Source organism: Methylobacterium sp. HJ2, assembly GCF_056431005.1.
This window is the reverse complement of record NZ_JBWJYM010000003.1, coordinates 60,031-86,302: the sequence shown is the minus strand read 5'-3', so window position 1 is coordinate 86,302 and position 26,272 is coordinate 60,031. Positions and strand designations below refer to the sequence as shown.

22 protein-coding genes are annotated in these 26,272 nt (G+C 71.5%); 13 read left to right on the top strand and 9 right to left on the bottom strand.

Translation table 11 applies throughout. The annotated features are described in order from the left end of the window. Window positions 1-74: 74 nt before the first annotated feature. The 8 genes from ACS5RC_RS09040 (at window position 75) to ACS5RC_RS09005 (ending at window position 11,510) form a co-directional block, all read left to right on the top strand. Window positions 75-1,454 carry a 2-hydroxycarboxylate transporter family protein gene (locus ACS5RC_RS09040; protein ID WP_478343523.1) on the top strand — a complete coding sequence of 460 codons (1,380 nt, stop codon included), beginning with the start codon at window positions 75-77 and terminating at the stop codon, window positions 1,452-1,454. 167 nt (window positions 1,455-1,621) lie between these two features. Beyond that, entirely contained in the window at window positions 1,622-2,905 is a 1,284-nt protein-coding gene (locus ACS5RC_RS09035; RefSeq protein WP_478343919.1) for an MFS transporter, read from the top strand. A gap of 178 nt (window positions 2,906-3,083) precedes the next feature. Then, window positions 3,084-4,742 (top strand): acetolactate synthase large subunit, encoded by a 1,659-nt coding sequence (locus tag ACS5RC_RS09030; RefSeq protein WP_478343522.1) that lies wholly within the window; start codon window positions 3,084-3,086, stop codon window positions 4,740-4,742. An 89-nt stretch (window positions 4,743-4,831) separates the two neighbouring features. Further along, the gene (locus tag ACS5RC_RS09025; RefSeq protein WP_478343521.1) at window positions 4,832-6,010 is read left to right on the top strand and encodes an iron-containing alcohol dehydrogenase; all 1,179 of its coding nucleotides are present in this window, start codon (window positions 4,832-4,834) and stop codon (window positions 6,008-6,010) included. Between the two features lie 19 nt (window positions 6,011-6,029). Next, window positions 6,030-6,836: a poly(R)-hydroxyalkanoic acid synthase subunit PhaE gene (locus ACS5RC_RS09020; RefSeq protein WP_478343520.1), complete on the top strand. Its 807-nt coding sequence runs from the start codon at window positions 6,030-6,032 to the stop codon at window positions 6,834-6,836. Beyond that, window positions 6,833-7,948 carry an alpha/beta fold hydrolase gene (locus ACS5RC_RS09015; RefSeq protein WP_478343519.1) on the top strand — a complete coding sequence of 372 codons (1,116 nt, stop codon included), beginning with the start codon at window positions 6,833-6,835 and terminating at the stop codon, window positions 7,946-7,948. Before ACS5RC_RS09020 ends, ACS5RC_RS09015 begins: the two co-directional genes overlap by 4 nt. 99 nt (window positions 7,949-8,047) lie before the next feature. Continuing rightward, window positions 8,048-10,045 (top strand): acyl CoA:acetate/3-ketoacid CoA transferase, encoded by a 1,998-nt coding sequence (locus ACS5RC_RS09010; RefSeq protein WP_478343518.1) that lies wholly within the window; start codon window positions 8,048-8,050, stop codon window positions 10,043-10,045. Then, on the top strand, window positions 10,038-11,510 hold the full coding sequence (locus tag ACS5RC_RS09005; RefSeq protein WP_478343517.1) for an NAD-dependent succinate-semialdehyde dehydrogenase: 1,473 nt from the start codon (window positions 10,038-10,040) through the stop codon (window positions 11,508-11,510). The genes ACS5RC_RS09010 and ACS5RC_RS09005 overlap by 8 nt, the downstream gene beginning before the upstream one ends. 440 nt (window positions 11,511-11,950) lie before the next feature. Here the strand turns inward: ACS5RC_RS09005 and guaD are convergent, their stop codons facing one another. The 3 genes from guaD to ACS5RC_RS08990 all read right to left on the bottom strand — a co-directional run bounded on the left by guaD (window position 11,951) and on the right by ACS5RC_RS08990 (window position 15,675). Then, on the bottom strand, window positions 11,951-13,321 hold the full coding sequence (guaD, locus tag ACS5RC_RS09000; protein ID WP_478343516.1) for a guanine deaminase: 1,371 nt from the start codon (window positions 13,319-13,321) through the stop codon (window positions 11,951-11,953). Window positions 13,322-13,337: 16 nt separating this feature from the next. Continuing rightward, complete coding sequence (pucL, locus tag ACS5RC_RS08995) at window positions 13,338-14,180, bottom strand: factor-independent urate hydroxylase (RefSeq protein ID WP_478343515.1); 843 nt, start codon at window positions 14,178-14,180, stop codon at window positions 13,338-13,340. A gap of 136 nt (window positions 14,181-14,316) precedes the next feature. Continuing rightward, window positions 14,317-15,675, bottom strand: coding sequence for a nucleobase:cation symporter-2 family protein (locus ACS5RC_RS08990; protein WP_478343514.1), 1,359 nt, complete (start codon window positions 15,673-15,675; stop codon window positions 14,317-14,319). Window positions 15,676-15,916: 241 nt separating this feature from the next. On the opposite strand from ACS5RC_RS08990, the gene ACS5RC_RS08985 reads away from it, so the two are divergent. From ACS5RC_RS08985 to ACS5RC_RS08965, 5 genes are all read left to right on the top strand, one after another. Then, entirely contained in the window at window positions 15,917-17,236 is a 1,320-nt protein-coding gene (locus ACS5RC_RS08985) for a serine hydrolase domain-containing protein (RefSeq protein WP_478343513.1), read from the top strand. An 85-nt stretch (window positions 17,237-17,321) separates the two neighbouring features. Continuing rightward, window positions 17,322-18,203, top strand: coding sequence for a 2-oxo-4-hydroxy-4-carboxy-5-ureidoimidazoline decarboxylase (gene uraD, locus ACS5RC_RS08980; protein WP_478343512.1), 882 nt, complete (start codon window positions 17,322-17,324; stop codon window positions 18,201-18,203). 117 nt (window positions 18,204-18,320) lie between these two features. After that, window positions 18,321-18,599, top strand: a complete 279-nt coding sequence (locus tag ACS5RC_RS08975) for an acylphosphatase (protein ID WP_478343511.1) — start codon at window positions 18,321-18,323, stop codon at window positions 18,597-18,599. A gap of 73 nt (window positions 18,600-18,672) precedes the next feature. Continuing rightward, the gene (locus tag ACS5RC_RS08970; RefSeq protein WP_478343510.1) at window positions 18,673-19,407 is read left to right on the top strand and encodes a DUF599 domain-containing protein; all 735 of its coding nucleotides are present in this window, start codon (window positions 18,673-18,675) and stop codon (window positions 19,405-19,407) included. Beyond that, complete coding sequence (locus ACS5RC_RS08965) at window positions 19,404-19,721, top strand: DUF3253 domain-containing protein (RefSeq protein WP_478343509.1); 318 nt, start codon at window positions 19,404-19,406, stop codon at window positions 19,719-19,721. The genes ACS5RC_RS08970 and ACS5RC_RS08965 overlap by 4 nt, the downstream gene beginning before the upstream one ends. On the opposite strand, the gene ACS5RC_RS08960 is transcribed toward ACS5RC_RS08965, so the two are convergent. From ACS5RC_RS08960 to ACS5RC_RS08935, 6 genes are all read right to left on the bottom strand, one after another. Continuing rightward, a complete protein-coding gene (locus ACS5RC_RS08960) occupies window positions 19,649-20,488 on the bottom strand; it encodes a YdcF family protein (protein ID WP_478343508.1) in 840 nt (279 codons plus the stop codon). The genes ACS5RC_RS08965 and ACS5RC_RS08960 overlap by 73 nt on opposite strands. A 7-nt stretch (window positions 20,489-20,495) precedes the next feature. Further along, window positions 20,496-21,149, bottom strand: a complete 654-nt coding sequence (locus ACS5RC_RS08955) for an RraA family protein (protein WP_478343507.1) — start codon at window positions 21,147-21,149, stop codon at window positions 20,496-20,498. A gap of 107 nt (window positions 21,150-21,256) precedes the next feature. Next, window positions 21,257-22,918, bottom strand: a complete 1,662-nt coding sequence (locus ACS5RC_RS08950) for a methyl-accepting chemotaxis protein (RefSeq protein ID WP_478343506.1) — start codon at window positions 22,916-22,918, stop codon at window positions 21,257-21,259. A 23-nt stretch (window positions 22,919-22,941) separates the two neighbouring features. Then, window positions 22,942-23,913, bottom strand: coding sequence for a cytochrome-c peroxidase (locus ACS5RC_RS08945; protein WP_478343505.1), 972 nt, complete (start codon window positions 23,911-23,913; stop codon window positions 22,942-22,944). A 430-nt stretch (window positions 23,914-24,343) separates the two neighbouring features. Then, window positions 24,344-25,255 carry a molybdopterin-dependent oxidoreductase gene (locus tag ACS5RC_RS08940; protein ID WP_478343504.1) on the bottom strand — a complete coding sequence of 304 codons (912 nt, stop codon included), beginning with the start codon at window positions 25,253-25,255 and terminating at the stop codon, window positions 24,344-24,346. After that, window positions 25,255-26,130 carry a cytochrome b/b6 domain-containing protein gene (locus tag ACS5RC_RS08935; RefSeq protein WP_478343503.1) on the bottom strand — a complete coding sequence of 292 codons (876 nt, stop codon included), beginning with the start codon at window positions 26,128-26,130 and terminating at the stop codon, window positions 25,255-25,257. Before ACS5RC_RS08935 ends, ACS5RC_RS08940 begins: the two co-directional genes overlap by 1 nt. Window positions 26,131-26,272: the final 142 nt, after the last annotated feature.

Sequence of the window (26,272 nt, the reverse complement as noted above, 5' to 3'; positions counted from 1 at the left end):
AAAACAAGCCAAGCGCGCCGGCCCGCAAACGGGTGACAGACCGGGCGAAGCCGGCGAGCGATCAGGAGGAAACCATGCAGGCCGACGCCATCAGACCGATTCCGCTCGCCCAGCAGGGCGCCCAACCCGGGCAGGCCGTGCGCGAACCGTTCTGGCCGCGGGGCTGGTGGCGGCTGATGGACCTCAAGATCGGCATCATCCCGATCCCGGTCTACCTGATCCTGGTCGGCCTCCTCGTGATCCTGACGCGGGAAGGCGAGATCAAGTCCGATGCGCCGACGATGATCGCCGTGCTGGTGCTCGGCGGCTTCACCTGCGCCGAGATCGGCAAGCGGCTGCCGGTGCTGCGCAGCATCGGCGCGGGGGCGATCTTCGCGACCTTCATCCCCTCGGCGCTGGCCTATTACGGCCTGATCCCGCCGCAGATCCAGAAGTCGATCGTCGACTTCACCAAGTTCACCAACTTCCTCTACATCTACATCGCGGCGATCATCGTCGGCTCGATCCTGGGCATGGACCGGCAGGTCCTGATCAAGGGCTTCCTCAAGATCTTCGTGCCCCTGGCGCTCGGCTCGATCGCCGCGGGCTGCGTCGGCACGCTGGTCGGCACCCTGCTGGGGCTCGGCGCCTACCACACCTTCTTCTTCATCGTCGTGCCGATCATGGCCGGCGGCGTCGGCGAGGGCGCGATCCCGCTCTCGATCGGCTACGCGGCGATCCTCGGCCAGGCCCAGGGCGACCTGTTCGCCCAGGTGCTGCCCCCGGTGATGCTCGGCAGCCTCACGGCGATCATCTTCTCCGGCACGCTCAACTACGTCGGCAAGCGCATGCCCCACCTCACCGGCGAGGGCCGGCTGCAGCCGGGCGAGCACGACGACATGGACCCGAAGACCGAGACCGTGAAGAGCGAGACCGGCGGCGCCATGGACGTCGCCACCATCGCGGCGGCGGGGCTCACCGCGGTGACGCTCTACCTGCTCGGCGTGATGCTGCACCACGTGCTTGGCCTGCCCGCCCCGGTGGCGATGCTGTTCCTGGCGGTGCTGGCAAAGCTCGCCCAGGCGGTCTCGCCCCATCTCCAGGCCGGCGGCTTCGTGGTCTACAAGTTCGTGCAGGTCAGCATGACCTACCCGCTGCTCTTCGCCATCGGCGTCGCCCTGACGCCCTGGGACAAGCTGATGGCGGCCTTCACGGTGGTGAACCTGATCGTCATCGTGTCGACGGTGTTCACCCTCATGGCGGTCGGCGCCCTGGTCGGGCGGATGCTCAACATGTACCCGATCGAGACCGCGATCGTGAACGCCTGCCACTCGGGCCAGGGCGGCACCGGCGACGTCGCCATCCTGACCGCCGCCGACCGCATGCAGCTGATGCCCTTCGCGCAGATCGCCACCCGCATCGGCGGCGCGATCACCGTGACCACCGTCCTGGTCGTCCTGCGCTCGATGACCTGAGGCCCGGCTCCGGAGGGCGGGAGCGCCCTCCGGAGCGCGGCTCGATCCGTATCAAAAGACGTGAGGAGGACGCCATGCAGCCCACAAAGGACCCCGTCGGCGATCCGGGGATCGTCCGCGATGCCGGGATCGCCCCGGACGGCGAGGCGGCGCTCGCCGCCGCCACGATGCGCAAGGTGGCCTTCCGCCTCGTCCCCTTCCTGATCGCCTGCTACTTCATCGCCTATGTCGACCGGGTGAATGCGGGCTTCGCCGCGCTCACCATGAACAAGGACATCGGCCTCAGCGCGGCGACCTTCGGCCTCGGCGGCAGCCTGTTCTTCGTGGCCTACGTGTTGTTCGAGGTGCCGAGCAACCTCGCGATGGAGCGGGTCGGCGCCCGGATCTGGATCGCCCGGATCATGATCACCTGGGGTCTGGTCGGCGTCGCCATGGCGTTCGTGGTCGGGCCCTACAGCTTCTACGCGGGGCGCTTCCTGCTCGGCGCGGCGGAGGCCGGCTTCTTCCCGGGCGTGATCCTCTACCTGACCTACTGGTTCCCCAAGGCCTACCGGGCCCGGGTGGTGGCGACCTTCATGGTGGCGATCCCGCTCTCGAGCTTCCTCGGCTCGCCGCTCTCGGCGATGCTGCTCGAGCTGGAGGGCGTCGCGGCGCTGCACGGCTGGCAATGGCTGTTCATCGCCGAATCGGTTCCCGCCGTGCTGCTCGGGCTGGCCGCCCTGATCTGGCTGCCGAGCCGCCCGCAGGAGGCCGCCTGGCTCTCCGAGCCCCAGCGCGCGTGGCTCGTGCGCACCCTCGCGGCGGAGCGGGCGTCCGGCCACGCCGTGGGCCACATGCCGCTGTGGAAGGTGCTGTCGAACAAGTATGTCTGGGCGCTCGCGCTGATCTACTCGGGCTCGTCGGCCACTAGCAACGCGCTCTCGCTCTGGCAGCCGCAGATCCTGAAATCCTTCGGCCTGACGAATCTCCAGACCGGCCTGCTGAACATGATCCCGTTCGGCATCGCCTCGGTGTTCATGATCCTGTGGGGCCTGCGCGCCGACAAGTCGGGCGAGCGGGTCTGGAACACGGCGCTCCCGCTCGGACTGACCGCGCTCTGCCTCGCCCTGACCAACCTGACGAGCTCGCTGCCCCTGGTGATGGTGCTCCTGAGCCTCGTCCTGGTGGGCAACTACGCGATCAAGGGGCCGTTCTGGGCGCTCGCCACCGACTGGCTCTCGCCCGCCACCGCGGCGGCGGGGATCGCGGCGATCAACACCCTGTCGCATCTCGGCACCGGCGGCGCGACGGCGCTCCTCGGCGTCATCAAGGATCACACCGGCAATTTTCCCCTGGCCCTGACGCCTCTCGTGGCGCTCACCGCGGCGGGAAGCGTGACTGTCCTGATCCTTGGTCGACAGAATAACAGTCAACCGGACGTCGCGAGCTCGGCCGTATCCAGGGCCGTCTGAGGCAAAGTCGCTTTCAATACGGCGCGATCCTCAACTCTCCCGGCCGGTCCGGGCGGCATTCTGATTGTCGTTCGGACCGGCTTCCACGAAACCTCTGTCCACTCGCGACGCCGTTCGGTCGCCCCCGGGGGTCCGCGGCAGGCGTCGGCACACGCAGACCCGTAGAAGGAACATCACCATGCCGAAGGGTTCGGACCTGCTCGTCCAGGCACTCGAGAACGAGGGCGTCGAGCGCATCTTCGGCATTCCGGGCGAGGAGAACCTCGACGTCGTCGAGAGCCTGCGCAACTCGAAGATCGAGCTGATCCTGACCCGGCACGAGCAGGCCGCGGCGTTCATGGCGGCGACCTACGGGCGGCTCACCGGCAAACCCGGCGTCTGCCTGGCGACGCTCGGACCGGGCGCGCTCAACTTCTCGACGGGCGCGGCCTACGCGCATCTCGGCGCCATGCCGATGATCATCATCACCGGCCAGAAGGGCATCCTGTCCGCCCGCCAGGCCCGCTTCCAGATCGTCGACATCATCGCCTCGATGAAGCCGATCACCAAGATGGCCCGCCAGATCGTCTCCGCCTCCTCGATCCCCACCATCGTGCGCGACGCCTTCCGGGTCGCCACCGAGGAGCGGCCCGGGCCCGTGCTGCTGGAGCTGCCCGAGGACATCGCCGCGGAGGAGGCCGAGGCCTACACCGTGCCGAGCCACCCCACGGACATCCCGGTCGCCCATCCCAAGGCCATCGAGCGCGCCGCCGAGATGATCCGCGCGGCCAAGCGCCCGCTGATCATGCTGGGCGCGGCGGCCTCGCGCCCGCGCTCCACGAGCGATCTCGGCGGCTTCGTGCAGCGCACGCGCATCCCGTTCTTCACCACCCAGATGGGCAAGGGCACCGTCGCGCACGGCTCCAAGCTCTACATGGGCACCGCCGCGCTCTCCGAGCGCGACTACGTGCACGAGGCGATCGACGCGGCCGACCTCATCATCGCCATCGGCCACGACACGGTCGAGAAGCCGCCCTTCTTCATGGGCCAGGCCGACCAGAAGGTGCTGCACATCAGCTACACCCCGGCCAACGTCGAGCAGGTCTACTACCCCGACGCCGAGGTGGTGGGCGATCTCGGCCCCACCCTGAAGCTGATCGCCGACCGGATCGAGGGCGAATTGCCCAACGCGGGTGCCTTGCTGCCGCTGCGCGAGCACATCCTCGGCCGGATCTCGGCCCGCGCCGACGAGGACCGCTTCCCGGTCACGCCGCAGCGCCTCGTGCGCGACGTGCGCTCGGTCATCCCCGAGGACGGCATCGTCTGCCTCGACAACGGGATGTACAAGATCTGGTTCGCCCGCAACTACCGCACCTATGTCGCCAACACGCTGCTGCTCGACAACGCGCTGGCCACCATGGGCGCGGGCCTGCCCTCGGCGATGATGGCCGCGATCCTGTACCCGCAGCGGCGCGTCATGGCGGTGTGCGGCGACGGCGGCTTCATGATGAACAGCCAGGAGCTCGAGACCGCGGTGCGGCTCAACCTCAACCTCGTGGTGCTGATCCTCGACGATTCCGCCTACGGAATGATCCGCTGGAAGCAGGCGGTCGACAAGTTCCCCGATTACGGCATGACCTTCAAGAACCCGGACTTCGTGAAGTACGCCGAGTCCTACGGCGCCAGCGGCCACCGGGTCGGGGCGGTGGAGGATCTGGTGCCGACGCTGGAGGCGGCGTTCAAGGCCGGTGGCGTCCACCTCGTGGCCGTCCCGATCGACTACTCGGAGAACACCCGCGTGCTCGTCACCGAGCTGCGCGAGAAGGTGAAGGGCGCCGCGCTCGAGCCGGCCGAGTAGGCGCCGGAACCGTCCCGGCCGGGCCCCCGCGGGCCCCGGCCGCGGGATCGACGCGCGAGACACAACCGATCGGACAGGAACCGGACGCCATGAATCCCTTCACCTTCCAGACCACGCCCAACGTCCTGTTCGAGCCGGGCGCCTCGGCCAAGCTGCCGGGGATCGTGGCCGGGTTCGGCGCCAAGCGCGTGATGCTCGTGACCGACAAGGGCGTGCGCGGCGCGGGCCTGACCCAGGCCGCCGAGGCGGCGCTGCAGGCGGCGGGCGTGACGCTCGACATCTACGACGACGTGCAGGCCGACCCGCCCTCCACGGTGATCGAGGCGGCCGCCGCCCGGGCGCGCGAGCTCGGCACCGATCTCGTCCTCTCCATCGGCGGCGGCTCGGCCCTCGACACCGCTAAGCTCGTCGCCTACCTCGCCAAGTCCGAGGAGCCCCTCGACGGCATCTACGGCGTCGGCCTCGCCAAGGGCGAGCGCCTGCCCCTGATCCTCGTGCCCACCACCGCGGGCACCGGCTCCGAGGTGACGCCGATCTCGATCGTCACCACGCCGACCACCGAGAAGAAGGGCGTGGTCTCGGCCAAGCTCCTGCCCGACTGGGCGGTGCTCGACCCGGACCTGACGCTGGGCCTGCCCGCCCACGTCACCGCCGCGACGGGCATCGACGCCATGGTGCACGCCATCGAGGCCTTCACCAGCAAGAGCAAGAAGAACCCGATCTCGGACCAGCTCGCCAAGCAGGCGCTGGCGCTGCTCTCGGCCAACATCCGCACCGCCTGCCGCGAGCCCGGCAACCGCGAGGCGCGCTCCGGCATGCTGCTCGGCTCGATGCTCGCCGGCATGGCCTTCGCCAACGCGCCGGTGGCGGCCGTGCACGCGCTGGCCTACCCGATCGGGGCGATCTTCCACGTGCCGCACGGGCTCTCGAACGCCCTGGTCCTGATGGGGGTGATGCGGTTCAACCTCAGCCATGCCGAGGGCCTCTACGGCGAGCTGGCGCCGATCCTCGACCCGGAGGCGGTCGGCCTGCCGGCCGGGGAAGCCGCCGCCCGCTTCGTCGAGAGCCTCGCGGCGATCTGCCGGGATTGCGGCGTGCCGGCCTCGCTGGGCGAGGTCGGCGTCAAGGAGACCGACCTGGAGCGCCTCGCCACCGACGCGATGAAGCAGACGCGCCTCCTCGTGAACAACCCGCGCGAGGTGACGTATCCCGACGCCTTCGCGATCTACTCGGAGGCCCTCGACGGCAAGGCCCGGCAGGCGGCCTGAGAGCGGCGGGGGGACCGAGATGGATCCGTTCGAATCCATGAAGGCGATGGGGGAGCTGTGGAGCCGCGGCGCCCGCTCCTTCGCCGAGGCGCAGAGCAACATGCTGGGCGCGATGCAGACGGCCGCCGGCCCCGCGCCCGTGCCCGACATGGAGGCCGCGCGCGCGGCCCAGGCCGCCTTCACCAAGGCCTGGACCGACGCGCAGGCCGTGGCCCACAGCTTCACCGCGAGCCTCGAGGGCGCCAAGGGCGGGGCCAAGGCGGACCAGGACCCGGTGGCCGCCGAGGTGCTGGCCAAGGTCTTCGATCCGCGCGGCTGGCTCTCGGCCTCGAGCGAGGTGGACGCCGCGCTGAGCCGGATGGCCGAGGGGCCGCAATTCGCCGATCTCTGGACCGTGGAGCGCAAGCTCGCGGCCGTCACCGTGGCCTGGGGGGCGCTCCGCCAGCGCAACCTCGAGCACAACACCCTGATGCTGGAGGCCTGGACGCGGGCCACCGGCGTGTTCTCGAAGGCGGTCAACGCCCGCGCCGAGGCCGGCCAGGCGCTCGAATCCGCCCGCGCCCTGATGGAGCTCTGGATCGAGACGGCCAACGAGGTCCTGATCGAGACGCAGCGCACCGAGGCCTTCCTGGCGAGCCAGCGCGAATCCCTGAAGGCCGCGACCGACCTGCGCCTCGCCCAGCAGGATCTCGGGGAGTTCTACAGCCAGATGTTCGGCTATCCGACGCGGGCCGAACTCGACGACCTGCACCGGAGCGTCACGGAGATGCGCCGCGAGCTGCGCGCCCTCAAGCGCGGCCGCCGCAGCAAGGAGCCCGCGTCATGAAGCAGCCGGCCGGCACCACGCCCGCGATCACCTCGGCCGACGCGCTCGCGGAGGTCTCGGCGCTCGGCCGGCGCATCGCCGAGGGGGTCAAGCTCTTCGGCGAGATCCGCGACGCGGACGTGCAGATCGCCACCACCCCGAAAGACCTGGTCTGGAGCCAGGACAAGGTCACGCTGCACCGCTACCGGCCGCTCGCCGAGAGCCGCGGCCTGCCCCCGGTGCTGATCGTCTACGGGCTGATCGGACGCTACACCATGGCGGATCTGCAGGAGGACCGCTCGCTGGTGCGCAACCTGCTCAAGCTCGGCCTCGACCTCTACGTGGTCGATTGGGGCAATCCCGGCCGGGCCGAGCGCTTCGTCACCATGGACGACTACGTCGACGGCTACCTCGCCGACTGCATCGCCGCGATCCAGGAGCGGAGCGGGCGCGAGCGGATCAACCTGCTCGGCATCTGCGAGGGCGGGGTGTTCACCACCTGCTACGCGGCGCTCCATCCCGACGCGGTCAACGCGATGGTGCTCACCATCACGCCGATCGACTTCCACGCCGATCAGGTGGAGAACCGCCCCGGGCACGGCTTCATCAACCTGTGGGCGCGCTCCCTCGCCCCCGAGGACATCGACCGGCTGATCGAATCGCAGGGCTCGCTGCCCGGCGCCTTCATGGGCTCGGTGTTCTCGATGATGACGCCGATGCGGACCCTGACCAAGTACAACGTCGATCTCCTCGACGCGCTCTCCGACAAGAAGAAGTTCCTGAACTTCCTGCGCATGGAGAAGTGGATCGCCGACCGGCCCGACCATCCGGGCGAGGCGGCCAAGCAGTGGCTGAAGGATCTCTACCAGGACAACAAGCTGGTCGAGAGCCGCTTCGAATTGTCGGGCCGCACGGTCCGGCTCGCCGACATCACCTGCCCGGTGCTCAACGTCTTCGCCAAGGACGACCACATCATCCCGCCCGCGACCTCGCGCGCGCTCGCCGGCAAGGTCGGCACGCAGGATTATACCGAGCTGGGCCTGCCCGGCGGGCATGTGGGCGTGTTCGTCGGCGGCAAGGCCCAGGCGCTGCTGGGCTCCGGCATCGCGGACTGGCTCGGCCAGCGTGGCTGAGGCGGGCGGATCCCACGCCCGCCGCGCGGTGGGGCGGCACCGCCCGGACGGGCGGCACGACGACCATCCGCTGCGGTACCGCTTCCGAGGACGACGCTCATGGGCAGCCTGAAGAACAAGATCGTCAGCGCCGACGAGGCCGTGGCGATCATCCACGACGGCGACATGGTGGCGGTGTCGGGCTTCGTGGGCATCGGCACGCCGGACGAGCTGATCCTGGCGCTCGCCCGCCGCTTCGACGCGGGCGCCGGGCCGCACGATCTTGGGCTGATGTTCGCCGCCGCCCCCGGCGACGGCAAGGAGCGCGGTCTCAACCGGCTGGCGCGGCCGGGGCTGGTGCGGCGCGTCGTCGGCGGGCACTGGGCGCTGGTGCCGAAGCTCGGCGCGCTCGCGGTCGAGGGGCAGATCGAGGCCTACAACCTGCCGCTGGGCGTGGTCTCGCACCTCTACCGGGAGATCGCCGCGCACACGCCCGGCCACATCACCAAGGTCGGGCTGCGCACCTTCGTGGATCCGCGGCTGGAGGGCGGCAAGCTCAACGCGATCACCACCGAGGACCTCGTCAGCGTGGTCACGCTCGGCGGCACCGAGTGGCTGCACTACAAGGCCTTCCCGGTGAACGTGGCGCTCATCCGCGGCACCACCGCGGACCCGGCCGGCAACATCACCATGGAGCGCGAGGCGCTCACCCTCGACAACCTCGCCGCCGCGATGGCGGCCAAGAACTCGGGCGGCTTCGTCATCGCCCAGGTGGAGCGGCTGGCCGAGGCCGGGTCGCTGAACCCGCGCGAGGTCCAGGTGCCGGGCGTGCTCGTGGATTGCGTGGTGCTGAGCGAGCCCGAGAACCACCGCCAGACCTACGGCACGCCCTACAACCACGCCTTCACCGGCCGCCAGCGCGTGCCGCTCGACCGGATCGCCCCGATCCCGCTCGATGCCCGCAAGGTGATCGCCCGGCGCTGCGCCTTCGAGCTGCCGCCCGGCGGCGTGGTCAATCTCGGCATCGGCATGCCGGAGGGCGTCGCCGCGGTGGCGGCCGAGGAGCGGGTGCTGAAATACCTGACCCTGACGGCCGAGCCCGGCGTGATCGGCGGCCTGCCGCAGGGCGGGCTCGATTTCGGCGCGGCGCTCAACCCCGCGGCCGTGCTGCACCAGAACCAGCAATTCGACTTCTACGACGGCGGCGGGCTTGATCTCGCCTGCCTCGGCCTGGCGCAATGCGACGGCGCCGGCAACGTCAACGTCAGCCGCTTCGGCAAGCGGCTCGCGGGGGCGGGCGGCTTCATCAACATCTCGCAGAACGCCAAGAGCCTCGTCTTCGCCGGCACCTTCACGGCGGACGGGCTCCAGGTCGGGATCGAGGACGGCGCGGTCCGCATCCTCAAGGAGGGCCGCTCGCGGAAATTCATCGCGGCGGTGGAGCAGATCACCTTCTCGGGCGACTTCGCGGCCGAGCGCGGGCAGCCGGTTCTCTACGTCACCGAGCGCTGCGTCTTTCGCCGGACGCGGGCCGGGATGGAACTCGCGGAGATCGCCCCCGGCATCGACCTGGAGCGCGACATTCTCGCGCAGATGGGCTTCGCGCCGATCGTGCACGATCCCAAGCCCATGGATCCGCGCCTGTTCCGCGAGGCCGTGATGGGTCTGGAGCCCTGGCTGCTCGGCCTCTCCCTGGCGGAGCGGATCAGCTACGATCCGGAGCGCAATATCCTGTTCTCGAACCTCGAGGGCTTCCAGGTCCGGACCATCGACGACGTCGAGCTGGTGCGCCGCGAATACGAGCGCAGCTGCCAGGAGATCGGCCGCAAGGTTCACCTGATCGCCAACTACGACGGGTTCGAGATCGACCCGACGGTGAGCGATGCATATTTCTCTACGATCGCCTATCTAGAGAACCGATATTACGAGACGGCCGCGCGCTACACAACGAGCGCATTCTTGCGGCTGAAGCTCGGCGCCTCGTTAGCGAGTCGCGATCTGGCTCCCCACGTCTTCGAGACGCGGGCGGAGGCACAGGCGAGGAACACTGCCCAGAGCGTGCCCGTGAAGCCGCGGCCTGCCGCGTCTCAGCCTCCAAAGGAACCTCTGAATGCCTGAGACCCAAACCCTGTCCCTGAAGGACCCCACGCTCCTCGTCGAGGCCTGCCTGATCGGCGGAACCTGGTCGAAGGACGGCGCGGGCTCCATCGAGGTGACGAATCCCGCCACCGGCGCGGTCGTCGCCCGGGTGCCGAACGCGGGCGCCGAGGAGACCCGCCGGGCGATCCAAGCCGCCCACGCCGCCTTCCCGGCCTGGCGCGGCAAGACGGCCGGCGAGCGCGCGGCGATCCTGCGCAAGCTCTCGGCCGTCGTCACCGAGAACCAGGAGGATCTCGCCCGCATCCTCACCGCCGAGCAGGGCAAGTCTCTGGCCGAGGCGCGCGCCGAGGTCGCCATGTCGGCAGCCTACGTGCTGTGGTTCGCCGAGGAGGCGCGCCGCGTCTACGGCGACGTGATCCCCTCGCCCTGGCCGAACCGGCGCATTCTCGTCACCAAGGAGCCGGTCGGCGTGGTCGCGGCGATCACGCCCTGGAACTTCCCGTCATCGATGATCGCCCGCAAGCTCGCCCCCGCGCTCGCGGCCGGCTGCCCGATCGTGATCAAGCCGGCGACCCAGACCCCCCTCTCGGGCCTCGCCTGGGGCGTGCTCTGCGAGCGGGCCGGGGTTCCGGCCGGGCTCGTCTCGATCCTCACCGGCTCGGCCAAGGGCATCGGCGGCGAGATGACCGGCAACCCGCTGGTGAAGAAGATCACCTTCACGGGCTCGACCGAGGTCGGCAAGCTGCTGATGGGGCAGGCCGCCGGCACGGTGAAGAAGGTCTCGATGGAGCTCGGCGGCAACGCGCCGTTCATCGTCTTCGACGATGCCGATCTCGACCGCGCGGTCGAGGGCGCGATGCTCGCCAAGTACCGCAACTCGGGCCAGACCTGCATCTGCACCAACCGCTTCCTGGTACAGGACGGCATCTACGACGCCTTCGCCGAGCGGCTGGCGCGGGCGGCCGCGGAGCTCAAGGTCGGCAACGGCGCCGACGAGGGCGTGGTCCAGGGTCCGCTGATCGACCACGCCGCGGTCGAGAAGATGGAGGCCCATATCCGCGACGCCACCGCCAAGGGCGCGCGCATCGTGGCCGGCGGCAAGCGCCACGCGCTGGGCGGCTCGTTCTTCGAGCCCACCGTTCTCGTCGACGTGGTGCCGGGCATGGCGGTGGCGCGCGAGGAGACCTTCGGGCCGCTGGCGCCGCTGTTCCGCTTCCGCGACGAGGCGGAGGCGATCCAGATGGCCAACGACACCGAGTTCGGGCTCGCCTGCTACTTCTACACCCGCGATCTCGGCCGGGCCTTCCGGGTCTCCGAGGCGCTCGAATACGGCATGGTCGGCCTCAACGAGGGGATCATCACCACCGAGGTCGCCCCCTTCGGCGGCGTCAAGGAATCGGGCGTCGGCCGCGAGGGCTCCTACCAGGGCATCGAGGACTACCTGAACACCAAGTACGTCTGCATGGGCGGCCTCGGGGCCTGACGGTCCGCTGACGACAGGCGCGCGCCGGGCCCGGCGCGCGCCGTGAGGCTCAAGCACAGCCGTGTCTTCCCGAAGCGCGGCTTCCTCCCTCCCCCCTCTGCGCTAGCGGATTCACACATCGTGTCGCGCACATCCCCTCTCTCCGCGTGCGGGGAGAGGGCCGCGTCTCCCCCTCGTCGGGGAGCGCGGCGAGGTGGCAGCCGAAGGTGAGGGGGCTTGAACGGAGGAGCCTTCCCCGGATGTCCCCCCTCACCCTCGGCTGCCGCCTCGCTCCGGCGACGACAAGGTCGCCGGAGCCCTCTCCCCGCAAGCGGGGCGAGGAAATGCGCGCCACACGCGATGGGTGAACATCATCAGCAGAGGGTGTAGGGAACCGCGGGCACAGAACGGCCCCAGCGCCGGATCGGCAATGATCCGTGCCCCCCGCACAGCCCCGACCCTCACGCCTCGGCCCCGCTCGCGTAGCGGTACGGCACCGACCGCGCCGCGTCGAACACCCGCTCGCCCGCCACGTAGGTCGCACGCACCCGCTCGGGCCCGAGCGTCATCAGCACGAACAGCAGCTCCTCGACGTCGGCGCAGTAGCGGGCGCGGTGGGCGAGCAACGGCGTCGCCGCGGTGTCGAGCACGCAGAGATCGGCCTCGTAGCCCGGGGCGATCCGGCCGATGCGGTCGTCGAGATACAGCGCCTCGGCGCCGCCGAGGGTCGCGAGGTAGAGGGCGCGCAGCGCGTCGAGCTTGTCGCCGCGCAGGGCCGCCACCTTGTAGGCCTCGCCGAGGGTGCGCATCAGCGAGAGCGTGGTGCCGGCCCCGACATCGGTGCCGAGGCCGACGCGGACCGGGCGGCGCGGATCGAGGGCGTCGAACAGGCGGAACAGGCCGCTGCCGAGGAACAGGTTCGAGGTCGGACAATGCGCGAGCGCCGCGCCGGCCCGGTGGCAGGTGCAGAACTCGTCCTCGCGCATGTGGATGGCGTGGCCGAAGACCGAGCGCGGGCCGACGAGCCCGGCCTGGGCGTAGACGTCGAGATAGCCCGCGCGCGCCGGGAACAGGTCGCGCACCCAGGCGACCTCGGCCTCGCTCTCGCAGAGATGCGTCTGCAGGAACAGGCCGTCATGCGCCCGCAAAAGGGAACCGGCCGCGTCGAGCTGCGCCTCGGTGCAGGCGGGGGCGAAGCGCGGCGTCGCCGCGTAGAGCTGGCGCCCGCGCCCGTGCCAGCGGGCAATGAGCGCCTCGCTCTCGTGGTAGCCGCGCTCGGCCGTGTCGAGGAGGGCGGCCGGCGCGTTGCGGTCCATCAGGACCTTGCCGGCGATCATGCGGGTGTCGAAGCGCTCGGATTCGGCGAAGAACGCGTCGACCGAGTGCGGGTGCACCGTGCAATAGACCATCGCGGTGGTGGTGCCCGAGGCCAGGATCTCGCGCAGGAACAGGCGGGCGACGGCCTCCGCATGGCTCCGGTCGGCGAAGGCGAGCTCGGCCGGGAAGGTGTAGCGCGCCAGCCAGTCGAGGAGCTGCGCCCCGAAGGCCCCGATCATCTGGAGCTGCGGATAGTGGACGTGGGTGTCGATCAGCCCCGGCAGGATCAGGCCGTCGGGATAATGGTCGGGCTCGAGGCCGGGCGGCAGCGCGGCCTTCGTCTCCGCATAGGCGCCGAAGGCGGCGATCCGCCCGTTCGCGATCAGCACGAGGGCGTCCGCGTGGTGGACGAGGCAGTCGCGCGCGGGGCTCAGGAACGGGTTGCCGGACAGGCTCACGGCGGGCCCGCGCAAAGCGCGGACCTTCGCGGGCGAGGCGGGTGCGGCGTCGGTCACGACGCGCGGCGCGGGCTCAACCGCCCCGGCCGATCGTCGCCTCGATCTGCCCGTGCGGCTCGTCGGTGGGCAGGAACACGGTGTTGGGATTCTCCAGCCCGAACGGCGCGAGGTTAATCGGGATGTAGTGCTTGTTGGGCATGGCGAAGCCGATCTCGGCGATCTCCGGGATCTCGGCCAGCACCGCCTCGCCCATGCGGTACATCGAATCCTGCACGCCGTACGAGTAGGTCGTGCCGAACACCGCGATCAGGATCTCCAGCACCCGGGCATTGGCCGCTTCGTGGTCCGCGGGCGCCGCGGCCCAGGTCCAGGTCGCGTCCATGCTCGTGGCGGCGATGCGGTCGGTGGTGTCGGGCAGGGTCCGGTAGCCGTCGTCCACGAAGTCGGCCCAGCCGGATTCGGTCGTCTTCATGAAGGTGAAGCCGCGCAGGCCCGAGCGCAGCACCTGACCGTCGCGGCGGGCATCGAGCGCCGTGTAGCCCTGGCCGTTGCCGTCGAGGGTGAAGGTGTGGCCGTGCGGCGCACCGCCGATGGAGTGGCGCAGCCAGCGGGTCTCCAGCGCCTCGATCGCGACGCTCTCCACCTGCGGGTAGGTGTCGAGGAAGACCTTCGCCACCGCCTGCACGAAGGCCTCCTTGTCGAGGGAGAGGTTCTTGGCCGCCGTGACGTTGACGATGTTCTTCACGCTGTCGGTGGCGACGCAGGCGCGGTTGTCCGCCCCCGTCCAGGCGGCGTCGAAGCCGCCCCGCATCAGCACCGTCAGGGTCAGCTCGCGCGGGGTGTGGTGGGCGCCGTCGCGGGTCAGACGCATCACCCGCACGCGGCCTTTGCCGTAACGCGAGGCGGTCAGGGGCATCGGGAGATCTCCGGAAGGGGAAGCCGCACGCGGCGTATCATAGCGAACGGGATGCGGCCGCCCCATCCCGGGGCCGGCACCGCGGGACCGGCGCGGCGGCGATCGATGGGCCGCGGCGATCAGGGGATTTCGACGATCAATGGGCCTCGGCGACCTTGGCCTGGCGGATCGCCGCATCGCGGGCCTCGGCGGTGTTGCCGAGCCCGTTGAAGAACAGGTTCAACAGGACGGCCGAGATCGCGCAGAGCAGGATGCCGGATTCGAGCAGCGGATGCAGCGCGTGCGGCATCTGCTTGAAGAAGTTCGGCGCGACGAGGGGGATCATGCCGAAGCCCACCGAGACCGCGACGATGAACAGGTTGTTGCGGTTGCGGGCGAAATCCACCGCTCCGAGGATGCGCGCGCCGGTGGCGCCGACCATGCCGAACATCACCAGTCCCGCGCCGCCCAGCACGCATTGGGGCACCGCCTCGACCAGGGCCGCGAGCTTCGGGATCAGGCCGAGCCCGAGCATGATCAGGCCGCCCGCCACCGTGACGTAGCGCGAGCGCACGCCGGTGACGCCGACGAGGCCGATATTCTGCGAGAACGAGGTGTACGGGAAGGTGTTGAAGACGCCGCCGATCAGCGTGCCGAGGCCGTCGGCGCGCAGGCCGCGGGTCAGGCGCTCCTCGCCGACCGGGTCCTCGGTGATCTCGGCGAGCGCCAGGAACATGCCGGTGGATTCGATCATCACCACGATCATCACGATGCACAGGGTAAGGATCGAGACCGGGTCGAAGGTGGGCAGGCCGAAGGCGAAGGGGCGCACCACGTCGAACCAGGGCGCGGCCGCGACCCGGCCGAGATCGACGAGGCCGAAGGCGGCGGCCACGACCATGCCGACGACGATGCCGATCAGCACCGAGGCCGAGGCGACGAAGCCGCTGCCGTAGCGGGTGATCGCCAGGATGATGCACAGCACGAAGGCGGCGATGGCGAGGAAGAGCGGCGCGCCGTAATTCGGGTTGCCGACGCCGCCCGCCGCCCAGTTCACCCCGACGCGCATCAGCGAGATGCCGATGACCAGGATGATGGTGCCGGTCACCACCGGCGGGAACAGCGGCAGCAGGCGTCCGACGAGGGGCGCCACGAGGAGCGCGAACAGGCCGGCGGCGATCACCGCCCCGTAGATGCCGGTGAGCCCGATCTCCGGGCTCGTGCCCATGGCGATCATCGGCGTGACGGCCGCGAAGGTGACGCCCATCATCACCGGCATCCGCACGCCGATGCCGGGCAGGCCCCAGCTCTGGATCAGGGTGGCGAGGCCGCAGGCGAAGAGGTCGGCGCTCACCAGCATCGCCACCTGCTCGGGCGGCAGCTTCAGGGCGCGCCCGACGATCAGGGGCACCGCCACCGCGCCCGCATACATCACCAGCACGTGCTGGAGTCCGAGCAGGGCGAGGGCGAGGCGGCCGACCCGGCTCACCGGCGCCGTCGGGGGTCCGAGCGGCACCGGCCCGGTCCCGCCCTTCGGATGACCCGCATCTGCCGCCGAACCCGACATGGCACTCACGCTCCCCGGCCTGGAGGCCGTCTCGGCTTCCTCAGGCGCTCACCCGGTCCAGGGCAGCAAGGCATGTGCCACTCGGCGGGAACGGCCGGGCCGGGCGGGCGCCTCCGCGGGACGTCGGAAACCCGCCCTCCGGCCCTAGATCGGACCGGGTGTCCGCGGAACCCGGATCGAAAGGCACAGGATGGTCTCGAAACGCCTGCTTCCCGCGCTCGCCCTGCTGGGCCAGGCCGCGCTCTGCCTCGCGGGCCCGGCCGAGGCGCAAGGCTCCGGCGAGACGACCCAAGCCCCCGCGGAGGAGCTCCCCCGCGCCGACCCCGCCGCGATGGGCTTCTCGCCCGAGCGCCTCGCCCGCATCCGGTCCGTGCTCGAGCGCGACGTGGCCGAGGGCAAGCTGCCGGGCGCCGTGCTCGCCATCGCGCGGGAGGGCAAGCTCGTCCTGCTCGAGGCCTACGGCTACCGCGACAAGGCCGCCGGTGCGCCGATGACGACGGACGCGATCTTCAACATCGCCTCGATGACGAAGCCGATGACCACGGTCGCGGCGCTCGACCTGACGGAGCAGGGCCGGCTGGTGCTCGACGAGCCGGTCTCGACCTACCTGCCGGGCCGCTTCACGCACGCGACGGTGGCGACGCTCGGCCCCGACGGATCGATCACCGGGACCGTGCCGGCCCGGCGTCCGATCAGCGTGCGCGACCTGCTGATGCACACCTCCGGCCTCGTCTACGGCGGGCGCGGCAGCACGGCGCTGCACCGGATGTATCCGGAGGGGAGCGTCGCCGCCGCCAAGGACATGGGCCCCGCGCGTTTCCTCGACACCCTGTCGGGCCTGCCGCTCATGCACCAGCCGGGCACGGTCTGGGATTACGGCTTCGGCCTCGACGTCACCGGGCTGATCGTCGAGGCGATCACCGGGCAGCGGCTCGACGCGGTGCTCGCCGAGACCGTGTTCCGCCCCCTCGGCATGCCCGATACGGGCTTCCTGATCCCGCCCGACAAGGTCGGGCGCTACGCCCGCGCGCTGCCGAACGATCCGGCCACCGGCAAGCCGCAGGTGCTCGGCCCCGACGCGACGCGCCCCCACGATCTCCTGTGCGGGGGCGGCTGCGCCGTCTCGACGGCGACCGACTACCTGCGCTTCGCCCTGATGCTGATGAACGAGGGCCGCCTCGGCGAGCACCGGATCCTGAGCCCGACGATCGCCCGCGCGATGGTGACGAACCAGCTCGGGCCCCAGGTGCAGAACCGGATCGGCGATGCCGACCCGACCCGGGCCGATTACGGCTTCGGCCTCGGCCTCGCGGTGCGGACCACGCCCGGCATCGTGCGGCTCCTCGGCGGGGTCGGCGATTATTCCTGGCCGGGGGCCAGCGGCACGAACTGGTGGGTCGATCCCGCGCGCAAGCTCGCGGTGGTGTTCATGGCCCACACGCCGGGCCCCGCGCGCTGGCACTACCGCTACCTGATCAACACCCTCGTGTATCAGGCGCTCGACCGCTGAGGGCCGGGGATCGGGCACCGGTATTGCCTGCGAGGCCGCACGACCCGCGCGGCCCCGCCCCGCACGAACCGCCTCCCGAGGACCCATGATCAGCCTTGCCGACCTCAACGCCATGCCGGAGGCCGATTTCGTGGCGGCGCTCGGCGCCGTGTTCGAGCACGCGCCCTGGGTCGCGGCGGGCGCGGCCCAGCGGCGCCCCTTCGGCACCGTGGAGGCGCTGCACGCCGCGATGCGCGCCACCGTCGAGGCCGCGCCGGCGGAGGCCCGGCACGCCCTCCTGGCCGGGCACCCGGAGCTCGCCGGCCGGGCGGCGCGCGCCGGCGCCATCGCGCCCGACTCGATCGCCGAGCAGGCCGCGGCCGGTCTCGACCGCCTGTCGGAGGCCGAGTACGCGCGCTTCGAGGCCCTGAACGGGTCCTACCGCGCGCGCTTCGGCATCCCCTTCATCCTCTGCATCCGGCGGCACGGCCGTGCCTCGCTGATGCGCAGCTTCGAGGCCCGCCTCGCCTCCGAACCCGAGACGGAACGGGCCACGGCCGAGGCCGAGGTGTTCCGCATCGCCGCGATCCGCCTCGGCGGGCTGGTGGACGGCGCGGGGCCCCTGCGCGTCGCGGGCCGGATCTCGACTCACGTGCTCGACACGGTGCGGGGCGCGCCCGCCGCCGGCGTCGCGGTGGAGTTGCACGAGATCGTCTCGGCCACCGAGACGGCCCTGGTCGCCCGCACCGCGACCAACGCGGACGGCCGCACCGACAGCCCGCTGATCGGCGGCCGGCCGATCCCGATCGCCGCCTACGAGCTGCGCTTCGGCCTCGGCGACTACCATCGCGGGCTCGGGCTCGACCTGCCGGACCAGCCCTTCCTCGACATCGTGCCCCTGCGCTTCGGCGTGGCCGACCCGGAGGGCCATTACCACGTGCCGCTGGTGGCGACGCCCTGGAGCTACCAGACCTATCGGGGCAGTTGACGGCGCTCGCCGGAACCCGCTTGCCGAGACCCGCTTGCCGAGACCCGCTTGCCGAGACCCGGGTCCCGGCCCAGATCGCCCGGGGGCACCGGACCGGTGCGGGACGAGGGGCTGTCGATGGCGCGGACCCGATGCGTGGACGTGGTGATCACCGGGCGCGTCCAGGGCGTCTCCTATCGGGCCTGGACCCTGAGCGAGGCCCGGGCGCGGGGCCTGTCCGGCCATGTCCGCAACCGCGCCGACGGCGCCGTCGCGGCCCTGTTCTGCGGCCCCGACGAGGCGGTCGCCGCGATGCTCTCGGCCTGCCGCGCCGGGCCGCCGGGCGCCCGCGTCGACGGGGTCGAGGCGACGGACACGGCCGACCGGCCCGAGCCCGGCTTCACGATCCAGGGTTGAGGGCGGCGCGGCTTCCGGTGTCGGCGCCCGACTGATATGCCCCGGCCGGGCCGGAGCGCCCTTTGCGAGGACCATGACCGATCTCCACACCGGCGCAGCGGCGTTCTCGACGCTCGATCTGGCCGCGCTCCTGTTCTTCATCCTCGCCTGGACGGGCTACGGCCTCTCGGTCGGGCGGCTGCGCGGCCGGATGGTGTCGCTCTCGCAGATCATGAACCGCCAGCGCGAGGCCTGGGCCCGCCAGATGGTGCTGCGCGACAACCGGGTGGTCGACACCACGATCAACGCCTCGCTCCAGAACGGCACCGCCTTCTTCGCCTCCACCACCCTGATCGCGCTCGGCGGCGTGCTCACCCTGTCGCGCTCGGGCGACGACGTGCTGACGCTGTTCGGGACGCTGCCCTTCGGCGGCGTCGCCTCGCGGCTCACCTGGGAGATCAAGGTGGCGGGGCTCGCCGTCGTCTTCGTCTACGCCTTCTTCAAGTTCGCCTGGGCCTACCGGCTGTTCAATTACAGCGCGATCCTGATCGGCGCGGTGCCGCCCAAGGGCTCGGGCGCCGACGAGGCCGCGACCCTGCGGGCGGCGCGGCGCGCGGCGGCGATGAACACCGCCGCCGGTAGCCAGTTCGCCCGCGGCCAGCGCGCCTTCCTGTTCGCCCTGGCCTATCTCGGCTGGTTCGTCAGCCCCTACGTGCTGATCGGGTCGACCGCCGCCGTGGTGCTGGTGATGTGGCGGCGCCAGTTCGCCTCCGAGATCCGCGCCGCCCTGCTGGCGGAGGACGAGGTTCTGAAGGAGGCCCCCCGATGAGCGCGCCCAAGGCCGACGAGGCCCTGATCGAGACCACCCTGCTCGACCTCGTGGATGCGCGGGGCGCCGGCAAGACCGTCTGTCCCTCGGAGGTCGCCCGCACCATCGGCGGCCCGCACTCGGAGGGCTGGGGGCCGCTGATGCAGCCGGTGCGCCGCGTCGCCGTGCGGCTGGCGCTGGCCGGGCGGATCGCGATCCTGCGCAAGGGCCGCCCGGTCGATCCGCAGGATTTCCGCGGGATCTACCGGCTCGGCACGGCGTCAGCCTCGGGTTTGGCGGACGGGGCCGGGCCGGGGAACAGCTCGGAGGTATAGCCCGACAGGCGGTAGGCCACGAGCCCGACCCATTCCTTCACCGCGAGATCGAGCTTCGTCAGGCCGTTCGAGGCGAAGGTGCTGATGCGGACCCCGTCCCGCCAGCCGCCGGTGCGGTAATCGACGGGGAACGGCTCCACGGTGAACCCGGCCTCGCGGAAGCAGCCCACCGCGCGCGGCATGTGCCAAGCGGAGGTGACGAGGATCCAGCGCTCGCCGGGCTTGGGCAGCACGAGGTCCGCGCTGAAGCGGGCGTTCTCGCGGGTGTTGCGCGAGCGGTTCTCGAGGATCAGCCGGCTGCGGGGCACGCCGAGGCCGTCGGCGTTGCGGCTGACGATGTCGGCCTCCGAGACTCCGCCGCCGCGCAGGCTGCCGCTGCCGCCGGAGAAGACGAGGCGCGCCTTGGGGAAGCGCCGGGCGAGGTCGCCCATGTAGAGTTCGCGCTCGTCCGCGTCGTTACCGACGAGCTGCCCGCGCACCTGCGACAGCTCGGTCTCGATGCCGCCGCCGAGCACGACGATGCCGGCGACCGGACCGTCGTCCTGCGCCGGGAAGGCCGGGAAGCGATCCTCCAGGGGCAGCATCACCAGGGACGGCAGGGGCGACAGGCCGCCGAGCCCGAGCCCGACGGCGCCGAGGGCCGCGAGCCCGGCCCCGGTCCGGCGCCAGCGGAAGGCCGACAGCAGGGCGCCGAGCAGGGTGCACAGGATCAGGAAGTTCGAGGGCGTGATCAGGAAGAAGATCAGCTTCGAGAGCGGGAAGAACATCGCCGGGTCAGGCCGGACGCGTCTCGGCCTCGAACCGGGCGAGGGCCGCCGCATCAGGCGGCAGTAGCGTCGCGAGGGACGCGCCCTTCTCCGCCTCGCGCAGGAGCCAGAGATCGAGCCGCTGCTGCTCCACCGCCTCGAGCGCCACCGCCTCGGCGAGGTCCCGGGGCACCACGACCACGCCGTCCGGCCCCGCCGCCACGATGTCGCCCGGATGGACCACGGCCCCCCCGCAGGCCACAATCTCCCCGCTGCCGGCCAGCGCGAGGCCGATCTCGGCGGGCGCGGCGCACCAGGCGGGCAGGGCGAGGTCGGCGGGCAGGCCCGCATCGGTGACGAGGCCGGCGATCCCCCGGTGGGCGAGGCGGGCGGCGAGGATCGCCGCGAAGGGCAGGGTGCCGCCCGAGCGGCCGGCATCGACGACGAGCACCGCGCCCTCCGGCACCGCCTCGATCGCCTCGGCCAGCGCGCCCGCCGCCTCGCCGCGGGCCGGCACCAGGCGCAGCGTGTAGGCGGGCCCGACGACGGTTGCGGACCGCTGCGCCGCGAGGCCCGCGGGCGTCGCCGCGCGGATCCCGCGCCGCGCCAGCGCCCGCCCCAGGCTCGCCCGGGTCACGGCCATGAGTGCGTCGCGCAGGGTCGGATCGATCGGGGCGGTCATCGGTGCGGTCTCGGTCCGGTACTCGGAGAAGTCCGCCGAAGGTGGGTCGCGGCGCGGCCCCGGCAAGGAGGGCCCCCGCCGCATATCGAGCCCCTTCCTCGCCTGCCTCAGGCCGCCCGGACGTTGAGGAGGAACTGCGCCATCTCGCGCTGCAGGGCGTCCGAATGCCCGGCCAGGGCGTCGGCGGCCGTCGACACGGTGTGGGCGGCCCGACCCGTGCCGTTGGCCGACCGGGCGGCCTCGGCGATGTCGCTGGTCACCTGTCCCACGCCCGCCGACGCCTCCGCCATGCTGCGCACGATCTGCTGCGTGGTCACGCTCTGCTCCTCCACCGCGCCGGCGATGCTCGTCGTCACCCCGCTCATCGCGTGGATCTGGGCCGTGATGTCCCGGATCGCCTGCGAGGCCTCGTCGGTCGCCGTCTGGATCGCGTCGATCTGGGCGCCGATCTCGTCGGTCGCCCGAGCCGTCTGGGCGGCCAGCGCCTTCACCTCGGAGGCGACGACCGCGAAGCCGCGACCCGCGTCGCCGGCCCGCGCGGCCTCGATGGTGGCGTTGAGGGCGAGCAGATTCGTCTGGCCCGCGATGGTCGAGACCAGCCCGACCACGTCGCCGATCCGCGCCGCGGCGGCCGCGAGCGTCGCCATGGTCTCAGCCGTGCGCGAGGTGGCCTCCACCGCCGCCGCCGACATCCCGCTCGCGTGGACGACCTGCCGGCCGATCTCCTCCACCGTCGAGCCCAGCTCGTTCGCAGCCGAGGCGACGGCATGCACGTTGTCGGCCGTCTGCTGCGCGGCGCCCGCCGCGCTGGTCGAGCGCAGGACCGCGTCGTCGACCGCGCTCCGCATCGTGCCGGACGAGGCCAGCAATCCGGTGGCGGCCCGCGTCACCTCGGCGACGATCCCGCCGACCGAGTGCTCGAACCCGTCGGCGAGATCGAGCAGCATGGTCCGGCGCGCCTGCTCCGCCCGCAGCCGTTCGGCCTCCGTCGTCCGGAGCTGCTGCGCGGCCTCCGCCAGCGACATGTCGCGGATCGCCACGACGGCGCGGGCGATGTCGCCGATCTCGTCGCGGCGGTCGGAGCCGTCGAGTTCCACCGCCCGGTCCCCGCTCGCCAGCCGGCGCGCATCGGCGGTCAGCCGCATCAGGGGACGGGCGAGGTTCCGGGCGATCCACCAGGCCGTGCTCGAACCGACGAGCACCATGACGGCCGCCAGGGCGAGCATCGCCCAGATCTTCCAGGCCGTCGTCTCCCGGGTCGCCTGGATCTGGCTGCGGGCATCCGCGCCGGCCAGCGCCACCGCCTCGTCGAACCGCTCACGCAGCCGGCGGCTCGCCTGGTCCATGCGCTCCACGGTGGGGATCTCGCGGGCCGCCCGCAGACCGAGCAGGATCTCCGCGTCGGCGCGCCACTGGCGCGCCTCGCTCTGCGCGCTGCGGGACATGGCCCGCATCGGCTCGGACAGGGCTGCGGCCTCCAGGCGGCCGAGGAGGCGCGCGACCGCGTCGCTCGCGGCGGTGAACTCGGCGCCGATCGGCGCCATGTCGAGCAGGTCGGTCATCGCGCCGACCCGTGCCACCAGCTCCTCAGCCCGGTGGAAGCGGTCGCGGGCGGCGCGGCTCGCCTCCGTCGCCTCGGCCGTTCGCTCGGCCAGGGCCGCGAGGTCGCCGAGGGCGCCGAGGCCCGCGAGGCCGGTCAGGCCGGACAGCAGCCCCGCGAGCAGCAGGAAGCCCAGGAGGGGAAGAAGGATCTTCTGGCGGATCGACATGGTGGTGCGTCCCTCGGCCCGTGTCAGTTCGGCAGGTTCGGCAGGACGGTCCGGGACTGCTCGGCCGTCAGCGCGTTCGGGAAGGCGATCAGGTCGGTCCGATCCTGGGCGCTCAGCGTCAGCGGCTTCATCAGCGGCGATTTCGAGGGCCGCGCGAGGCCGCCGGACTCGTAGAAGGCGAGGATGGCCTCGAGGTTGGCGAACTGGCCGGCATGGCCGAAGGGCGCGCGGTAGGTCAGGTTGCGCAGGCCTGGCGTCTTGAAGGCGTATTTCGCCAGCGGATCGTCGGCATCGATGGCCGCCCGGCCGACGTCCTTGGTGGGGACGCCGAGATCGTGGAACTTGTTGTCGGTGAAATTCCAGCCGGTGTGGCAGCTCGCGCATCCGGCCTTGCCGGTGAAGAGCGCGAAGCCCCGCTGCGCGGCGGGCGAGATCGCGTTCGCGTCGCCCTCGACCCACCGGTCGAAGGGCGCCCATCCCGACACCACCGTGCGCTCGTAGGAGGCGATCGCCGTGAGGATGTTGGCCTGGGTGACGCCGTCCCGGGGGAACAGGCGACCGAACGAGGCCGCGTATTCCGGCGTGGCATTGAGCCGGGCGACGATCTCCGGGAACTTGCCGTCCATCTCGGCATCGGCGGTGATCGGACCCGCGGCTTGAGTCTCGAGGTCCGGGGCGCGCCCGTCCCAGAAGAAGGTCGGAATCCAGGCCGCGTTCAGCACGGTCGGGGCCTTGCGCGCCAGCGGCTTGTTCGTCGCGCCGATCGCGCCCGAGACCGGGACCTCGAAGCCGAAGGAAGGATTGTGGCAGCTCGCGCAGCTGAGATTCTGCTTCCCGCTCAAGCGGGGATCGAAGAACAGCATCTTGCCCAGCGTCGCCATCTGCGGCGAGTACGGCGCATCCCCCGGGAACGGGATCGTCGTCGGGCGCCGATACTGGGCCTTCAGGGCATCCAGGTCGGCAGCCTGCGCGCAGGCTCCCGCGAGCGGCAGCATCCCGATCAGTAGAGAAACAACGTTGCGCGCCGACACGATTGCGCCCCCAGGACTATCCAGCGTGGTTTCTACGATAATATTGTGTTCGTGATCCTTACGGTTTCGGCGGTTAAAATTCCGTAGCTGTTTGTGAACCTCATTGGATCGGATACTTATATAAATCCGAAGTATCGCCGCCAAACAGCGCCGAATATAGGCACAGCATAGCCCAGTCTCGGACAGACCGGACCGACCCCCGTCGCAGGTGGGCGGGAGTCTCGTCCGAGGACAGCGTGTTTCGAAGTCTCGACGTTACCGGGGCCGCACCCGAGCGCGTGCGGGATCGGCTGCCGCGACGCGCGGCGAGGCCGGCCGGCCCCGCGCGGGGTCCCGGCCATCCGGCTGCGGGACGGGCCGATCCGGCCGCGCGCCCCGCGGGGTCACCGCCGGATCAGATGCCCGCGTACCACTCGTAGCCGCGGTCTTCCCAATAGCCGCCGCCCCCGGCGCCGATGCCCGCGAGCGCGTCCACCAGCTCGACCCGCATCACGTACTTGGCCATCTTGTAGCCGAGCTGGCGCTCGAGCCGCAGCCGCAGGGGGGCGCCGTTCGAGACCGGGAGCGCCTGCCCGTTGAGGTCGTAGGCCAGGATGGTCTGCGGGTGGACCGCGTCCACGAGGTCGATGCTCTCGTAGTAGCGGATCGGCGTGCCCTTCGGCTCGTCGTCGGGCTCCGCGTCGCCGCCGCCCCAGGCATCCGCCCCGTCGCCGGCCGCCGCCACATGGCGGACGTGGCTCGGGGTCTCGGGGCGCAGGCTCGCGCCGTCGAGGGAGCCGGCATATTCGAGGGTGTCGGCGCAGTGGAACACCGCGTAGCGCGCCTGCGGCTTCAGCCCGGCCCGGTTCAGGATCTCGGCGAGCGGCACGCCCGTCCACTTGCCGATGCAGCTCCAGCCCTCGACGCAATCGTGGCGCGTGACCTGGGTGCGGGCGGGCAGCCCGCGCAGGTCGGAGAGCGTCAGCGAGAGCGGGCGCTCGACCAGGCCGTCGATCCGGAGCCGGTAATCGGCGAAGCGGCCCGCCGCCAGCCGCTTGTAGTCGCGGTCCGGCGGGTCGATCGAGCCGTTCGGCTTGAACCAGGGCGAGATCTCGGACTCCGGGAACTCGCGGGCGAGCGAGGCCGGGGAGAGCAGCAGGCGCTGCACGAACAGGTTGGCGTCCTCGCCGAGCCGCAGGACGCGTCGGCCCGACCCGGTGCCGGCGAAGCGGTCGCAGCCCCCGAGGAGGCTCGCGCCGAGGAGGCCGGCCGCACCGGCGAGGAGACGGCGGCGGGGCAGGACGAGGCCGGAGGAGCGGATCGGCATCAGCGGGTCGTCCCGGCGTTCGGGCGGGTGCCGATGCTGAACCAGCCCGTCACCATGCCGCGCATGTTGTTCCAGAAGCCCGAGACGAGCACGAGCAGGACGTGCACGATCACGAACAGCACGAGGAGGTTGGCGGCGATGAAGTGCACGCTGCGCGCCGATTGCCGGCCGCCGAAGACCTGGGTCAGCCAGGGCCAGGCCGCGTCCATGCCGGGCGACATCGCGAGCCCGGCGACGACCATGACGGGCAGGAGGCCCAGAACCACCACGAGGTAGGTGAGCTTCTGCAGCACGTTGTAGCGCTTGGCCTCCTCGCCCTCGGGGAAGTGCAGGGTGAGGTGCTCGCGGATCGAGCCGCCGATGTCGCGCACCTGGTCGGCGTCCGGGATCAGCCGGCGGCGCAGCTGCCCGCTGCCGATCCCGTAGAGCAGGTAGACGAGCCCGTTGAGGACGAAGGCCCAGGCGAAGAGGTAGTGCCAGCGCCGGCCCGTCGCGAGGTCCTGGTTCGCCGGCAGGGTGACCCAGGACGGGAAGGCCCGCTCGGTCTCGACGCCGCCGGTCTTCGACAGGCCGAGCACCCCCGTGGTGACGAAGCGGTGCGCGCCGATCTGCACCACGCCGCGGGCCGTGCCGTCGGCATCGGGCTCCGCGGTGATCGAGAGCGCCGGGTCGTCGAAGGTCGAGCGGGCCCCCCAGTAGAGGGCCGGGTGCGCGTTGAAGATCTGCAGGCCGCTCATCAGCAGGACGAGGAGCGCGGCCGCGTTGATCCAGTGGGCCACCCGGATCACCGCCGGGTGGCGGTAGATCCAGCGCCGCTCGCCCTTGGGCGTGGCCTCGACGGTCTCTGCGGGCGACAGGGCGTGCGGGACGGCCAAGCCGGGCTCCTCCGATGGTCGATTGTGCGCGATGTTTCGCGGACCTGCCGCCGAAGGTGTCGCGCGGGCGGGCCGCGGCCAGCCCCCGGACGCGTTTTTGCCGGCGCCGGCGCGCCACGAAGCCGTGAAGGGCGCCGGCCCG

Coding starts and splice junctions, on each gene's coding strand:
- ACS5RC_RS09040 (WP_478343523.1), top strand. CDS start 75: ATGCAGGCCGACGCCATCAGACCGATTCCGCTCGCCCAGCAGGGCGCC.
- ACS5RC_RS09035 (WP_478343919.1), top strand. CDS start 1,622: ATGCGCAAGGTGGCCTTCCGCCTCGTCCCCTTCCTGATCGCCTGCTAC.
- ACS5RC_RS09030 (WP_478343522.1), top strand. CDS start 3,084: ATGCCGAAGGGTTCGGACCTGCTCGTCCAGGCACTCGAGAACGAGGGC.
- ACS5RC_RS09025 (WP_478343521.1), top strand. CDS start 4,832: ATGAATCCCTTCACCTTCCAGACCACGCCCAACGTCCTGTTCGAGCCG.
- ACS5RC_RS09020 (WP_478343520.1), top strand. CDS start 6,030: ATGGATCCGTTCGAATCCATGAAGGCGATGGGGGAGCTGTGGAGCCGC.
- ACS5RC_RS09015 (WP_478343519.1), top strand. CDS start 6,833: ATGAAGCAGCCGGCCGGCACCACGCCCGCGATCACCTCGGCCGACGCG.
- ACS5RC_RS09010 (WP_478343518.1), top strand. CDS start 8,048: ATGGGCAGCCTGAAGAACAAGATCGTCAGCGCCGACGAGGCCGTGGCG.
- ACS5RC_RS09005 (WP_478343517.1), top strand. CDS start 10,038: ATGCCTGAGACCCAAACCCTGTCCCTGAAGGACCCCACGCTCCTCGTC.
- pucL (WP_478343515.1), bottom strand. CDS start 14,180: ATGCCCCTGACCGCCTCGCGTTACGGCAAAGGCCGCGTGCGGGTGATG.
- ACS5RC_RS08985 (WP_478343513.1), top strand. CDS start 15,917: ATGGTCTCGAAACGCCTGCTTCCCGCGCTCGCCCTGCTGGGCCAGGCC.
- uraD (WP_478343512.1), top strand. CDS start 17,322: ATGATCAGCCTTGCCGACCTCAACGCCATGCCGGAGGCCGATTTCGTG.
- ACS5RC_RS08975 (WP_478343511.1), top strand. CDS start 18,321: ATGGCGCGGACCCGATGCGTGGACGTGGTGATCACCGGGCGCGTCCAG.
- ACS5RC_RS08970 (WP_478343510.1), top strand. CDS start 18,673: ATGACCGATCTCCACACCGGCGCAGCGGCGTTCTCGACGCTCGATCTG.
- ACS5RC_RS08965 (WP_478343509.1), top strand. CDS start 19,404: ATGAGCGCGCCCAAGGCCGACGAGGCCCTGATCGAGACCACCCTGCTC.
- ACS5RC_RS08960 (WP_478343508.1), bottom strand. CDS start 20,488: ATGTTCTTCCCGCTCTCGAAGCTGATCTTCTTCCTGATCACGCCCTCG.
- ACS5RC_RS08955 (WP_478343507.1), bottom strand. CDS start 21,149: ATGACCGCCCCGATCGATCCGACCCTGCGCGACGCACTCATGGCCGTG.
- ACS5RC_RS08950 (WP_478343506.1), bottom strand. CDS start 22,918: ATGTCGATCCGCCAGAAGATCCTTCTTCCCCTCCTGGGCTTCCTGCTG.
- ACS5RC_RS08945 (WP_478343505.1), bottom strand. CDS start 23,913: ATGCTGCCGCTCGCGGGAGCCTGCGCGCAGGCTGCCGACCTGGATGCC.
- ACS5RC_RS08940 (WP_478343504.1), bottom strand. CDS start 25,255: ATGCCGATCCGCTCCTCCGGCCTCGTCCTGCCCCGCCGCCGTCTCCTC.